This is a genomic window from Treponema porcinum, assembly GCF_900167145.1.
GTDB lineage: Bacteria > Spirochaetota > Spirochaetia > Treponematales > Treponemataceae > Treponema_D > Treponema_D porcinum.
On the sequence record NZ_FUWG01000015.1, the window covers coordinates 52,141 to 66,366 of the forward strand.

At 38.6% G+C, this 14,226-nt stretch carries 11 protein-coding genes; 1 reads left to right on the forward strand and 10 read right to left on the reverse strand.

Annotation, left to right across the window (positions count from 1 at the left end; translation table 11 throughout):
* Position 1: 1 nt before the first annotated feature.
* The 4 genes from B5D55_RS09860 to B5D55_RS09875 all read right to left on the reverse strand — a co-directional run bounded on the left by B5D55_RS09860 (position 2) and on the right by B5D55_RS09875 (position 5,457).
* Entirely contained in the window at positions 2-2,707 is a 2,706-nt protein-coding gene (locus tag B5D55_RS09860; RefSeq protein ID WP_078933848.1) for a YidC/Oxa1 family membrane protein insertase, read from the reverse strand.
* Between the two features lie 70 nt (positions 2,708-2,777).
* Entirely contained in the window at positions 2,778-4,031 is a 1,254-nt protein-coding gene (locus B5D55_RS09865; RefSeq protein ID WP_143593335.1) for a CotH kinase family protein, read from the reverse strand.
* Between the two features lie 27 nt (positions 4,032-4,058).
* Positions 4,059-4,745 carry a DUF4956 domain-containing protein gene (locus B5D55_RS09870; protein WP_078933850.1) on the reverse strand — a complete coding sequence of 229 codons (687 nt, stop codon included), beginning with the start codon at positions 4,743-4,745 and terminating at the stop codon, positions 4,059-4,061.
* On the reverse strand, positions 4,738-5,457 hold the full coding sequence (locus B5D55_RS09875) for a polyphosphate polymerase domain-containing protein (protein ID WP_078933851.1): 720 nt from the start codon (positions 5,455-5,457) through the stop codon (positions 4,738-4,740). The genes B5D55_RS09870 and B5D55_RS09875 overlap by 8 nt, the downstream gene beginning before the upstream one ends.
* A 296-nt stretch (positions 5,458-5,753) precedes the next feature.
* Between B5D55_RS09875 and B5D55_RS09880 the strand changes: the two genes are divergently transcribed.
* Positions 5,754-6,779 (forward strand): NAD-dependent epimerase/dehydratase family protein, encoded by a 1,026-nt coding sequence (locus B5D55_RS09880; protein ID WP_078933879.1) that lies wholly within the window; start codon positions 5,754-5,756, stop codon positions 6,777-6,779.
* Between the two features lie 23 nt (positions 6,780-6,802).
* Here the strand turns inward: B5D55_RS09880 and B5D55_RS09885 are convergent, their stop codons facing one another.
* From B5D55_RS09885 to B5D55_RS09910, 6 genes are all read right to left on the reverse strand, one after another.
* Entirely contained in the window at positions 6,803-7,801 is a 999-nt protein-coding gene (locus B5D55_RS09885; protein ID WP_078933852.1) for a glycosyltransferase, read from the reverse strand.
* 284 nt (positions 7,802-8,085) lie between these two features.
* Complete coding sequence (gene yidC, locus B5D55_RS09890) at positions 8,086-10,758, reverse strand: membrane protein insertase YidC (RefSeq protein ID WP_078933853.1); 2,673 nt, start codon at positions 10,756-10,758, stop codon at positions 8,086-8,088.
* An 83-nt stretch (positions 10,759-10,841) separates the two neighbouring features.
* Positions 10,842-11,732, reverse strand: coding sequence for a glycosyltransferase family 2 protein (locus B5D55_RS09895; RefSeq protein ID WP_078933854.1), 891 nt, complete (start codon positions 11,730-11,732; stop codon positions 10,842-10,844).
* Between the two features lie 97 nt (positions 11,733-11,829).
* On the reverse strand, positions 11,830-12,738 hold the full coding sequence (locus B5D55_RS09900) for a capsular polysaccharide synthesis protein (RefSeq protein ID WP_143593336.1): 909 nt from the start codon (positions 12,736-12,738) through the stop codon (positions 11,830-11,832).
* Positions 12,739-12,796: 58 nt separating this feature from the next.
* Positions 12,797-13,627: a glycosyltransferase family 2 protein gene (locus tag B5D55_RS09905; protein ID WP_078933856.1), complete on the reverse strand. Its 831-nt coding sequence runs from the start codon at positions 13,625-13,627 to the stop codon at positions 12,797-12,799.
* Positions 13,628-13,730: 103 nt separating this feature from the next.
* On the reverse strand, positions 13,731-13,997 hold the full coding sequence (locus B5D55_RS09910) for a glycosyltransferase family protein (protein ID WP_078933857.1): 267 nt from the start codon (positions 13,995-13,997) through the stop codon (positions 13,731-13,733).
* Positions 13,998-14,226: the final 229 nt, after the last annotated feature.

The following is a 14,226-nucleotide window of genomic DNA, read 5'->3' on the forward strand; positions in this document are numbered from 1 at the left end:
TTTATTTTATTCCTTTTTCCCAGTTATTGAAGTCAAAGAGATTTCCTTTTATGGTGTACCAGTCGTTTTCCGGCACTTTGAAAGTGTAAAGACCGTTTCCTCCCGGACGCCAGTTATGCGTAATGACAATGCCGGATGCCTTTTTTTCTTCCGGCGGAACATCCTTAATTTCTTTCCCGGTGAACGGATTGACAGGATTTTCTACAATGCCTTTAAAAGCAATTGCAGGAACGTCTGCATTTGTCATAAAGTCATTATTGATGACAAGCCTTCCTTTTGCGTTGAAATCTTTTACAAAAAGAAGCGGATGATTGTGGTCAGGGTTATAACTCATCGGCCATTCGGCAGGGAAGTCTAACTCTTTTCCTTCATCAGTTCCGATTCCGTGGTCGCTTACTACGATAATGCGCGTATTGTCGTAGCAGCCGTTTTCTTTCATATATTCAATCCATTCGCCAAGGCGTTTGAACATGGCAATGTTTCCGTCTACGCTCCTGTATTTTTCTACAGGAGACTTCTTCTTGTTTGTGATTTCCATTGCAGGTTCGTATTCCGGCGGCTGAAGTTTCTGTCCGGAATGAGTAGTATCGTTTACAATAGAAAAGAATGCATTTGTTTCACCTGTAAAATCAGTAAGTTCAGGCAAAAAGTCAAGGGCAGAGTAGTAGTCGATGAATTCCATTATGTCAGATGTCTGGTTATCTGATGACCACCAGCCGCCGTCATCGTATACGCTGTCACGCATAGGAAGAGGAACTGCTTTGAACAGGCTGAACCACACAAGATTCCGTTTGAGGGCATTGCTTGTAATGTTCGGCTTTACCTTATCCGGGTTCTGCTTTACCCATAAATCCGTGTATTTTCGCTCTACGTTGTGACCGGTGATTTTTGGATAGGCATTACAGATTGACATATCAGGAATCCAACTGTAGTTTGCCCAGCTTAAATCTGAAACTGTTGCCGTAAAATCTGCCGTTTCGGTAAAAATGCGCGGCATCAGAAGAAGCGCCTCATTCTGCTTGTCCACAAGCCGTTCTGTATTGCGCCTGTTTATTTCTGCCGGAGTATACTCATATCCGCCAAAAAGCGGCGGCGCTGCAAGAAGCGTTCCCTGATTGTACGAAACTGTATTCCGGTACAGCGTAAAGCCGTCGTAAATATCATAAAGTTCCGGGAATGCGTCAAAAATCGGCTCTACATATGCATTTTCCGCACGGTCAAACATAAATACGACTACATTTTTTCCTGTTTTAGAAAAATGATATAGCGGAGTAACCTGTTTTTCTTCTTGAATTTCACCGGCAAGCGTCCTTTCGTATTCAGAATATGCCCCCTGAATCTGCGCTAAATGAACGATACTGATGGCACATTCTGCAATCAAAATGATTGATACAAATCCTGTAAGAATTTTTACACGCCCGAACCGTATAATGACTACTGGAAGTGCCAGTGCCGCAAGGACACAAAGAATGTTTAAAATCTGCTGATATACAGGAGCTGCGGTAATCGTTGAGGCAAATGTAATGAGTCTTGAAAGAGTACCGTAATCCCCGGAGAAAACAAACGCATCAATCAGGCTTATAAACAGGATTGACGGCATAATAATTGCAAAGACAGTCTGAACGCGCTTATTGAAAAGAAAATAAATACAGCACATCCAGAAAACAAGAAGTCCCAGCATCTGGACTGTTGAATTATACAAAAAATATAGGGGAGAGCCGAATCCGTCTATGTTTGCAAATTCAACGGCAGAAGAATTTATTACGAACGACGGAATGACAAGTCCTGCAAAAAGACAGAGCGCAAGACACGATGGAATGAACAGTAAAAGCCGTGTCTTAGGACTTTCTGTAAGCGGCTGAAGCACCGTATCCAGAAGATATGATACAAAACGGATTACAAGAGGAGCAAGCAGCAGCAGAGATACAGCAACTGCAAGCAGAAGCCTTTTGTGCATAAATCCGTGATGTACAAAAAGAAGGTATGCATCAAGCCCTGCAACGGCAGCAACAAGAAGAATGTACAGGACTTTTTTAGGATTTTTTATTTTATAGAAGATATTTTTTACAAGTGAAAAGACATTGTTCATTGTCCAGTATAATACAAGTCCTGACGGAGAAGCATACAGAATGACAAGGAATACAAGCGCCATTCCGTAAATCTGTATTTTGTCTTTTGCCTTAAACCCTTTTGTATATATTGCGCCGGCAATGATGTTAATTACCGTCATCGCAATCGGAAGAACGTTTATCGGAAACGAGCCGATTGAAAAAAGCGCATCCTGCTGCCCCATATCGCGTATGAACCAGAATCCTTTTCCCTGCAAAATCGGCAGATGGGAAAGAAAACTGTAGGCAGCAATGAAAAACGGAATCTGAATTAAAAGACCGAATGACGAGCGCATTGCCATAATCGGACTGTAATGATTCTGCCGGTAGAATGTAGAAAGAATCATATACTGTTCGTCGCCCTTAAATGCCGTCTTTATGCGCCTGATACCGGGGTCAAGTTTTTTTTCTATATCACGCTGTACCTGCTGCCAGTGTTCCGCAACAATATAGAGCGGCAGACACAGTATGGAAACTGCAAGGCTTACGCCGATGACGGAAACACCTGCGTTTTTAAAGACATTTTGAAAAAGCATGAACGCAAATTCAATAATCTGAATCAGCGGGTAGATTATCAACGTATATAAAAAATAGAGCATAATGTAATATTCTACCTTTTATGGATTAGAAAATCAACATATCTAGAAGAAAGGCTTGCTTTTCTGTTTTTTACAGCTCCTGAAGGGCAGAATCCATCCATTTCCAGCGTTCGTTCTGCCAGTCTATAAGGTATTTTACTTCACCTTCATAAGAGCCTGGAAGGAACGGCTGCGGCCATGTTTTTACGTCAAGAAGCTTCCACGCCTTGAAATTCCATTCCTGTGCCTGATTAAGATATTCTGCACGCGCCGGAATGTAAGTATTTATCTGCTCCAAAAGCATCATTTTCGTTTCGTTCCAGCGGTTTTTAATTATTGTCCGGAATTCCTGAGATTTCATCATTTTTGAAATCCACGAAGCATCTGCAATCCAGAAACCGTCTGTCTTTTCACAGCCGTCATAGTTTATGTTTCCGCTTGCAATGTCAAAATCCCATATTGGTCCAAAGTGGAATTTACGGTCAGCAGGATTGTAGAACAAATACACCGACATCTGCATTTTTGCATCGTGATTTTTAGTTACTTCGTTTATGATATACCAGTCTGCTACGGACGCTGCATCAAGCTGTTCTGACCAGACGCTGAAATCTTCCGTATAGATTGCGTCTTCCAGTTCCTGAACCTGCCTGCGGATAGGCGCATAATCATTTTTATAAAACGTATCGTCTGCATCGCACACAACAAATGCAAGTTCCTCCTTTTCCGTAAGGAACGCCTCAGGATTTTTCTTTCTGTCTTTTTCTACGATGTAGCCGCCGGCAGGAAGGGAAAGCCGTTCCGGACTAAGTTTGATTTTTTCTGTAAGCTGGTACACGCCAAGAAATTTTCCGTTCATTACGACTTCAATCTGTCGGAACTGCGGCGTATACGCAAGGTTGTCGTATATTGTTCCCAGCGAAAGTGCAAAGTCGTTGCGCAGAAGAGACTTGTCGTTATAAGGGTTTAAAAGTACCCAGCGTTTGTCACTTCCCATTCCAAGGAGCGAAACGGCTTTTTCAAGCTTAAGGCTGTACGATTTTTTAGGACGTTCCCAGGTGGTGTTTCCGCGTCCTTTTATTTTTGTTTTTCCGCTGGAAACTACTGTTTCGCCGTTGCACAGTTTGTAGGAAGCGTCTGCCCAATATTCCTTTGAAAGAACCATTTTTCCTGTATCTGTGTTGATGTACAGGCGCGGAATGCCGTTGTCTTTTGGGAAAGATTTCAGGTTTCTGAATGTAAAATGTTCGCGGTATTCAACGTATGCGCGCTGTCCTGCCGGGAATGCGGCAATCACTATAAAAATTACCGCAAATGATACCAATGCTATCTGTAATTTTTTTTTCACTGTTTTTCCTTTTTGCACTATGCACCTCTAAAGCGGCATAAGTTCCGCAGTTTCTTCGTGCTTTCCAAGAATGATGTTCAGGTTTCCGTTTTTAACGCGGAGCGCATCTATAAACGCCTTTTCGTCAATTCCTTCCTTTGGAATTACGTCGTAGGTAATCTGATACAGCGTTCCCATATTCGTAGTGCGGATGCTACTGATAGTGTATTTGTCAAGATATTCGTTGAATAAATCCGTAAATGCGTCCTTGAAGTTCAAGTCTTCCGGAACTGTTATTTTAAGGATTTCGGATGCATTCTTGTTTTTTGCGTAGTTCAGTTTCTGAAGAAGTGTGAATGACAGCGCAACGACTGCCGTAAGTGCAAAGGCGATTGCGTAGCAGTCCATTCCGATTGCAAGTCCGACTACCATAGCAAAGAATACGTATGCGATGTCGCGGGAATCACCCGGAACGCTTCTGAAGCGTACAAGCGCGAATACGCCGCCTAAAGAAATCGCCTTTGCAAGGTCGCTTCCGATAAGGGTGATTACTACGCTTACGATAGCCGGCAGGATTATGACCGTCATCGCAAAATTTGAAGAATATTTCTGACGTTTGTCACTGTGAATGTATGAAAGGCTTATAAATCCTCCTGCAATAAGCGCTGCAAACATCCGTATGACAGTCCGTATAAGAGAAAGTTCCGGTAAAGACGTAAAAATAGTATCAAGCATATTTGTGTTCCTTATAGAATTTTTTGTATTCCTCTCCGTATTTTGAAAATGACGTATTGTAAATTTTGTTTTCCGACAAAAGATGACAGAACCATATAGGAAATGCGCCGGCTGCTTTTGCTTCCATCAGGTAAGTGCCGGGAGGAAGCAGCTGTTCGCCATACATTCCGTTTTCAAGACGCAAGTCGTCACGGCGCGTCTGAATGTTCGTGTCAATTGTCATTCGGAAGTCACCGTTGTCCTTTGCAAAAAAAGCAAGCCTGTCATACGAAATATAGACTTTCGGATATGAGTTAAACAGCTTCATTACATATTCAATTTCACGGAACACCTGACCGTTCAGCTTTGATTCAGACGGTATTGTTCCGTTGTTAAGAAAATTATACGCTTCCTGCAGAATGAACGGAGTACGCCTCTTGTTTACCAGCCCCTTGAATTTCTTTTTTATTTCAAGATAGACAATATCGTCCAAAGCAGGCGTACCGTACGCACGAAGGCGCAGCTTTTCCTTAAAGACCGGTTTTTCTATTGACCGACGGATAAAGTAATCTTCATTGCTGTCCAGATAAAGATTACTGATAGAGTAAAACGTATTATTTTTATTGTATTTGTCTGAAGTCATATACTCCGGAACGGCAGACAGTATATTTTCATATTGCGTCTTGTTCAGAAGATACTTAACTTCATAACGGTTAAATACCTCAATCGCCATAGGAACTCCTGAAAAAATCTAACAATAAATTGTTTAATTTTGGAATATCTATTATTTGTCTAAATAATATAATGACCGCACCCCCCAGTGTCAATAGAATTTGAAAAATAAAATGTAGAATTTTGGAAACTGTTTGCGAAGCATACTATCGTATGTAAAGTCTTGCATTGTTTCTGTGCTTATAAGTAAGACACTCAGTATTTGGAAATCTGTTACCGGAATTGAAAAAAATCTGCCTTGAATGTGCGCTGCCGCCTGCAATGTACATTTTTTTTTTGTTGTGGTATTCTTTTTTTATGGCAGATATTTCATTAGAAAACAAGACTGTTCTTGTAACTGGTGCAGCCGGCTTTATCGGAAGTTTTCTTTCAAAGCGGCTTATGGAAACGTATAAGGGAATCACCGTCATAGGAATAGATTCAATCACTGATTATTACGATACGTCTCTTAAGGATGAACGTCTTTCAATGCTGAACTCTTGCGGCGGAAAATTTACCTTTATTAAGGGGGACATTGCGGACAAAGAAACGCTTGTTTCTTTGTTTGAAAAGTATAATCCCGATATTGTAGTAAATCTTGCCGCTCAGGCAGGAGTCCGCTATTCAATAGACAATCCTGATGCTTACATAAAATCTAATATGATTGGTTTTTACAACATTCTTGAATGTTGCCGCCATCATCCTGTGGAACACCTTGTGTTTGCATCGTCTTCAAGCGTTTACGGAACGAATAAAAAAGTACCGTATTCTACGGACGATAAAGTAGATAATCCTGTTTCACTGTATGCCGCTACAAAGAAAAGCAACGAACTTTTTGCGCATGCATACTGCAAGCTGTACGGCATTGCTGCAACCGGTCTCAGGTTCTTTACTGTATACGGTCCTATGGGACGTCCTGATATGGCGTATTTCAAGTTTACAAATAAACTTGTAAAGGGCGAACCTATTCAGATTTACAATAACGGCGATATGTACCGGGATTTTACATATATAGACGATATTGTAACTGGAATTACAGCCATAATGCAGAAAACTCCTGAAAAAACGGAAGACGGAGCGGCATATAAAATCTATAATATCGGTAACAACAAGCCGGAAAGCCTTATGTATTTTGTAGAAACGCTTGAAAAATGCCTTATGAACGAAGGAATAATTTCTGCACCTGGAAAAAAGGAACTTCTTCCGATGCAGCCAGGCGACGTATACCAGACATTTGCGGATGTATCAGACTTGCAGCGCGATTTTGGCTTTAAGCCGTCAACTGCGCTTGAAACAGGTCTTTCAAGTTTTGCACGCTGGTATAAAACGTACTACAAGAAATAACGTTTTTTCTGCCCGGAAAGTTTTCATTTCCGACGTATTTTTTTTCCGAGTGAGCGGAAAAATGCCATAATGTTTTCCATTAAGTTGAACAGGGCAGGGAGCTTTGATTTTATGTCAGCAAGGGTGAACGTAAGCGGCGACTGCATAATGCTTACAATCCGCGAGTCATTTATGATATGAACCTTGTTGAACTGAAATTTCGGTTCGCGTATCATCTGCATAATCTCATCAGGGATAGTGCCGCTTTCCTTAATCCTGTTCTGAAGGGACTTGTCTGCAAGTTTGTAGTACGGAACATAGTTTTTTCCGCTGAATTCCGATGAATAGTAGTGGATGATTTTTGCATCCTTAAGGAAAGCAAGACCGCCATGACTTGGCTGGCAGTTCCATTCGCCTGAAAGAAGCTGCATTTTAAGACCTGTCTGCCAGTTTGCTTCGTTTAGCGCAGACTGGTCATGCAGGTCGTGTTTCTGATACGCAGAAAATTTCCACGCTTCATTCCATTTCTTAAACAGTTCCCTGGAACATGCGCAGTTCCGCGCAAAAATAATGCCGCCGTTTATATTGCATCCGGCCTTTTCCGTTCCGTGAAATCCCAGTGCCTTGTCTCGCTGCAGAAAATATTTTTTGTGGATGTGATCGTCTAGCATAACATGACCGTCAAGCACGCCTGCCGTTTCATAAGGGCAGTTTTCTATAGGACTAAGGTCTCCTGCAATAATCGTGTCGCAGTCAATATACAGAAAATCATCGTTTACATAGTCAGGAATTGAGGTCTTTATAAGCCGGGATCGTTCCGCATTCCCGATAGACTCATCAAAATCTATTACAATGATTTGCGACGCTGTTTTTCCAAGTTCAGTGCGTTTCTGCTCTTCCGTAAAAGATGCCGCAGTCCTGTTATCCGTAAGGATAATGACGTCGGCATCTGGCATATAAAGGCGCAGCGATGCTACAGACATAAGGCACTGCTCATAATAAAGGTCGTTTGGTGTTGAAGTAAGGACGTATACGTATTTCATAGCTATCTTCCAGTCAGAGGGTGGGTACGCACTTTTGCTGAAAAATCTCCTTTTTTATAATTTTCTTTTACAAAAAAGTATATCATAAAAAAATGTAAACAAAAATAGCTATATAACATCTGTGTTGTTTTTTATGAGGCAGGAAGTTTAATTGAATTAAAAGAAAGAACGTTACCTAACCGTAAACCGTGATATAGCGTTCTTTCTTATAAGGTCTAATTGTATCCGGCGTAATGATGCAGCCAGTCAAACAAATCAAGTTTGAACATAAGTTACAGAGTCTGTTATTCTTTTATCCAGCGTGACCAGTTTTTTGACTCAAAAATATTATCTTTTACCATAAACCAATGGTCATCTGCAACTTTAAACTGCGTATTAGTTCTGATTCTCGTGCTTTCTGCAGGCGCAGAAGCCAGTTTTACAAACTCAGCCTTATTTTCAACATTAAATTTATTTCCGGTAAATGGATTTTTAGCATTAGAAATAATATCTTTTGTTGCAAGTGCAGGAGTATCTGCGTTGGTCATAAAAGTCATATCTGTTTTTATGGAACCATGGCTAGAAAAGTCTTTTACCATAAGGGTTGCTGTAAAATTATCTTTTAAAATAGGAATATCTGGAGTCTGCTCAAAAAGACCTGTATTAAAACTTGTTCCATGATCAGAAACAATAATTATACGTGTATTGTCATACATATCATTAACTTTTAGATAATTTATGAAATTTGCAAACCGCATAAGAATTCCTGCCATAGAATGGTATTGTTTGTTATTTGATAGATACCCCCCCCCGTAATCAGAAACGTTTTCAACAGGAATATACTCTGGCGCCTGAAGGAATATAGGCTCGTGAGTTGCCTCATTGTCAAGCAGCAGAAAAGAATTTTTATCCGCAGAAAAATCAACAAGTTCCGGTAAGAAATCAATTTCTGAATAGTTGTCTATAAACTGCGTATTGTTTTCAAATCCATCAGAGGAAAGCCAGTATTCTTTATGATAAACAACCTGCCGGAGAACAGGGGAAACCATCTTGAAAAAACTGAACCATATAAAATTTCGTTTTATCTGTATGCTTTTTACAGGATATTTTTTCATATTATTTCTTTTGTACCATACATCAGAATATACGCCGTGCGTAACAACACGGTCTACAAAAGGATAATCCTTATACATCTGCTCAACAGGCTGCTCAAGATAATTTTCATACGGCATATCTGCTACAACCGTATTCCATCCGTTTTCGTGAAATACAACAGGCATTGAAAGAATTGCCTCATTGTGTTTTTGCTGAAGAGTCTTATCTGTACGCTGATTTATTTCAAACGGCGTATAGTCATATCCGCCGAATATTCCCGGAGTTCCAAGCATTGTATATACGGCAAATGAAGTGCAGTTAGGATAGAACGTAAAGCCGTCATATTTTTCCTTGAAATCAGGGTTTTGTTCAAAAAATACCGGTATAAATTGGGAAAAACATCTGTCCTGCATAAGAATGACTACATTTTTTCCTGTTTTTGAAAGATGAAATACAGGTTCAATGTCGTCTTTAATTTCAGGCGCATCCATTCTTGAATAGGCAGACTGAATGCAGGCCGTGTTTTTTACTGCAATTGCAGAAAGTGCAATCAGCAGGACTGCTGAAACAGACTGCATAATCCGAATGTTTTTGTTCATCAGCAGAACAACAAATACAATCAGGGCTGCTATACAGGCAGCATTAAGCAGCAGTTCTGTCAATGAAATTGAAAATTTCTGTGGCTGCATAAAAATCAGGTGAGGTGTAATCGGACCGTAGTTACCTGAAAAAGCAAAGCAGTTAAGAACGGCGATAAAAGCTGTACATGCAAACAGCAAAGTTATTCCCTTTCTTGTTTTCCAAGAAAATAAAGCATAAAAACAGCCTGGCCATACTATGAAAAATCCAATTGCTTGAAAAACTGTAACGGCAAGAAAAACAAACGGGGATTTGTAGCCGTCAACGTAGCAGTACTGTTCCGGTTCTGATTCCATCAGCGTAGATGGAATTACAAGTCCTGCAAGAACTGCGAGAGAAACTGCAGAAAGAAGAAAGACTGTAAGCCTGATTTTAGGGTTATCGTTCAGCGGCTTAAAATTATTTGTAATGAATGCATCAAAAAGTTTTATTATTAAAGGTATGAACGGAATGATTAGTGCAAAAATAACAAGGGCAAGGCGGAAAATGGTTTTTGTATCTTTCAGAATAAATGCAGAAAGAACCAAGAGCAGAACGGCGAATGTACAGGCTATACAGTAAAGAACTTTCTTTGGATTTTTTATTTTATAGAAAATATTTTTTATAAGCGAAAGAATATTGTTCATCGTCCAATAGACTACAAGACCTGCCGGAGAATTATACAGCAGAATAAGAAATACCGCCGCACAGGTATAAATCTGGATTTTTTCTGCGACAGGATGTCCTTTTGAATAGACGGCTCCGGCAACGCAGTTAATTATCGTCATTGCTATCGGCAGAATATTTATTGCAAAAGAACCGATACGGAACGTTGCATCTGGTGCGCCGAAATTCTTTATGAATAGAAATGAATAATCTTTCAGAGGTTCAAGATTTGAAAGGAAATTGTATGCTGCAATAAAGAACGGAATTTGAATGAGAAGGCTGAATGAAGAACGCAGTGCCATAATCGGATGATATTTATTTTCCCTGTAGAACGTTGAAAGCAGCATATACTGCTCGTCGCCTTTGAATGTATTTTTTATGCGTTCAACCCCAGGTTTAAGTTTTTTTTGTATCTGTCGTTCGGTTTCCTGCCATTTTTCCGCAACCATATAGAGCGGAAGGGTGAACAAAGTAACTACAAAACTAAGACCTATTACAGCGATGCCCTGATTACCAGTAACCTCAAAAAAAAGTTCATAGAAAAATTCCGTAAGCTGAATCAACGGCATTATTATTATTTGATAAAGAATCGTAAGCATGATTGATAGTATAGCGAATAATTATCTTGGATTCAATTAAAAATACCGTACGTATAAAAAACTGTTTTTAATGCACAATATGCCTATCCGTTTTTCAGATTAAAGAGAAGTTTATAAAGACCTGTTTTTGCCATGATAAGCTTTACGAGGTTTATGGGATTCGGTTTTGCTTTATAAATATAACTCATTTCAAAAACTGGATTTTTTTTGCACCTGCATGTAAAGGAAGACATTTTCTTAAAAAAACTTTCCGTAATTTCAGGGTCAGAAAGAATGTCATTTTTGTGTTTTTCAAAAAGCATTTCCATTCCCTTAACACCTTTTTGAGGGTTCTTTGTTATGGAATCTTGTTGCTGAAATGTTTCTACAAGAATTTCATTCTGAAAGCATAAACTGTATTTTTTACTTAGTTTCAGACATTCATCCCAATCCTGGAAACGCGGCATTGATGAATCAAATAAATTGTTTTTAAAGCATTCTTCCTTTCCAAAAATCAGCTGAGTGCTTGTACAGTTGTATTTTAGAAGCTCATTGAAACTGATTTTTTTTCCGTTAAGTTTTGCTGAATCTGGAAAAACATACATTTTCTTTTCTGTAACTTCCTCAAAAACATTCATTGAACAAACCGTAATGTCACAATTGTTTTCCAAAAGAAAGGAAAGCTGCTTTTCAAGTTTTTCAGGCAGCCATTTGTCATCGCTGTCATTGAATGCTATGTATTTTCCTGATGCTTTTTCAATCCCAAGATTTCTTGCAGTGCATGCACCGCTGTTTTTTTCAAGACGGTAAAATTTAACCCTTGAATCTTGAATGCCGGCAATTATTTTTTCCGTATCGTCCGTAGAACAGTCATCTACAACGATAAGCTCTATGTTTTTATACGTTTGATTTAAAACTGAATTTACGGATTGTAAAATAGTATTTGCCCTGTTATATGTTGGAATAACTACTGATATTAGAGGTTCTTTTTGCATAATTTTTTACCATAAACCTGAAATTTTCTGTAAAATCTCGCTATATTATATCACAAAAACAGAACTCGTGCCATTATAGAAACTTTGAATTCATAGGCTATTTCTCTAGAAAACAGGAATAGAAAGTTTTTTGTCCGTTGTTTTCTATTTTATAGTTGCGTTTCCAGTTCAGTTTGAAAAAAACTGAAGTGTTCAGTATAGATTCATATTTTTCTTTTGAATAGGTATCACTGAAATGCAAGTCCAGTTCTTTTATTCCTTCATTATTAAACGGAATGGAATCAACCAGCTGTTTAAAAGATGGAATATTCTTATACCCGCAAAGCATAGTGTAATCGATAAAAAAATAATCGGCTAATCTGGCATATTTTTTCCAATATTCAAAGAATATGTCACGGCAAAAACTGTGTATTATAGAGTTCTTTCTTGCTCCCTGACAGAATCCTGTCCACCGTCCCCTGGCAATTTTACTTGAGGAGTTTTTATAGTGGATTGAAAAATAGGGCAGGGTGAAACAGTAATCTGGAATTGTTCGGGAAACAAAAATAGTAGCATCAAGCCAAAGTCCTCCATGTTCTGCAAGAAGAACCATTCTTAGAATATCCGAAAAATGCGTAAGCGAGATATTGCCGTCAGAAACTTTTTTGATTATGTATTCTGGAATATCTGCGTAAGACTGCCAGTTATCCTTGGTAAGTAAAATTACAGGATGAGTTCCGGCATTTTTTCTTACGCTGTCGATGCATTTTTTCACAAGGACAGGCGCATTTTCATAGCCCTGCCACCAGAATATCCAGATATTTGAATCATCTGTTTTTGATTTTTCAGGCATTTTTGCCATCTCTGTCACGGCTGGAGAAACAGGTGCTTTATTGTATTTTTCTATTATGCCTCTAAATTCTTTTTCGATGAAATTTACGATTACAGAATTTGCGTCTATATTCTTAAAATATCTTGAGAGTCTGTTCAGGATTTTTTTTGTGAATATCAGGAAAAATATTTTCATATCCGTATAAAGCCAGGTTTTGCCTGTTCGCACCTTGCGGATATGAAATGTTATCTGCCTAAAAAAGTTTTAAAGCAATTCCTATCCGCAGAAAAATCCTTTTAATCAGCGGCTGCTGTAAAGAATTGCGGATTGGTATACCTTTGTACCCCCCCCCTTGTGATATTATTTTACTGTCAAGCAGGCATTCGTTTTTGTCTGCCAATAGTTCTTTATAACTTGTTTCCTTTACGTGCCTGAAGCAGATTCCGTCCTTCTTGTTTGAAAGTGAATTTCTCAAATCAAGTCGTGCCTGCATCTGTTTTGGAGAGCGGAACTGATAGTGTTTTACAAGTATATATTCTTGCGAAAGCAGACCTGCATATTTTGGATAGTGCGAGGTTGTTTCAAAGTTCCACTTCAATGACTTTCTGTAACGGAAAAATCTTGGCTCGCTCCAGCAGGTGTTTTTTAAATATTTGATATGTTCCCTGTCTTTTTCAAAATCACCTGAAAAATCATATTCCTGTAAATCTTCGGCTGTTATAACATAATCAAGTGATTTTTTTGCGACTAACGAATATTTTCTAGGTATTTTTTCAAGAAACTCTTTTGGATTGTCATAGTAAAATTCATCTGCGTCAAGTTTAAAGCACCACCAGTCACCGTCGGAAGCTTCGTGCCTGAATTCATTGAATACATCTGCCCTCAAGCCGTTTGAATATGGCCTGAAGTCCTGTTTCCATGGAACGACAATGTCGTTTTTTAGCGATTGTACGATTTCCCATGTTCCGTCTGTGCTGCCGTTGTCCATAATAAAAATACGGTCAGCCCATTTTTCGGCATCCTTGATTACGCTTTCTACGATGTCTGCTTCATTTTTTACAAGCATGATGGCAAATATTTTCATAGTTTTATATTTATTTAATAAAGTATTAAAATGCTCCCTTTAATATAGCTATATGTTTATAAAGACCTGTTTTTGCTGCTATAAGTCTAATATAGTTTGATACTTAAGGTACTTTTTTGTATATTAATTCCATTTCTTGAACAGGATTTTTTCCTGCGTTGCATATAAAAGCAGCTTTTTTTTTGAAAAAACTACTTAGGATATTGTCATTTATAAAAATTTTCTCTTTATGTTTTTCAAATATCATTTCCATAGCTGTAATTCCTTTTTCTGGATATGTTTGCTGCAGAACACTATTAATTGTATTATCTGCAATAAAGTCACGGTTGTAAGAGGGGATTATTACAGATATTAATGGGTGGTTACTCATAAAACAACTCCATTTTCTATTTTTTCTATCTCCATTCTGAAATGGTTATTTTCTTTTATAAAAAAAGTATATCATAAAAAAGTGTAAAATAACATAGTTATATAACATCTATGTTGTTTTTATGAGTCAGGAAGTTTAATTGAATTAAAAAGAAAGAACGCTACCTAACCGTAAACTGTGAGATAGCGTTCTTTCTTATAAGGTATACTTGTAGCTGCGTAATGATGCA

What these genes read in the sequence shown, in the direction of transcription:
- B5D55_RS09860 (WP_078933848.1), bottom strand. Translation starts at nt 2,707, where the DNA reads ATGCTCTATTTTTTATATACGTTGATAATCTACCCGCTGATTCAGATT.
- B5D55_RS09870 (WP_078933850.1), bottom strand. Translation starts at nt 4,745, where the DNA reads ATGCTTGATACTATTTTTACGTCTTTACCGGAACTTTCTCTTATACGG.
- B5D55_RS09875 (WP_078933851.1), bottom strand. Translation starts at nt 5,457, where the DNA reads ATGGCGATTGAGGTATTTAACCGTTATGAAGTTAAGTATCTTCTGAAC.
- B5D55_RS09880 (WP_078933879.1), top strand. Translation starts at nt 5,754, where the DNA reads ATGGCAGATATTTCATTAGAAAACAAGACTGTTCTTGTAACTGGTGCA.
- B5D55_RS09885 (WP_078933852.1), bottom strand. Translation starts at nt 7,801, where the DNA reads ATGAAATACGTATACGTCCTTACTTCAACACCAAACGACCTTTATTAT.
- yidC (WP_078933853.1), bottom strand. Translation starts at nt 10,758, where the DNA reads ATGCTTACGATTCTTTATCAAATAATAATAATGCCGTTGATTCAGCTT.
- B5D55_RS09895 (WP_078933854.1), bottom strand. Translation starts at nt 11,732, where the DNA reads ATGCAAAAAGAACCTCTAATATCAGTAGTTATTCCAACATATAACAGG.
- B5D55_RS09900 (WP_143593336.1), bottom strand. Translation starts at nt 12,738, where the DNA reads ATGAAAATATTTTTCCTGATATTCACAAAAAAAATCCTGAACAGACTC.
- B5D55_RS09905 (WP_078933856.1), bottom strand. Translation starts at nt 13,627, where the DNA reads ATGAAAATATTTGCCATCATGCTTGTAAAAAATGAAGCAGACATCGTA.
- B5D55_RS09910 (WP_078933857.1), bottom strand. Translation starts at nt 13,997, where the DNA reads ATGAGTAACCACCCATTAATATCTGTAATAATCCCCTCTTACAACCGT.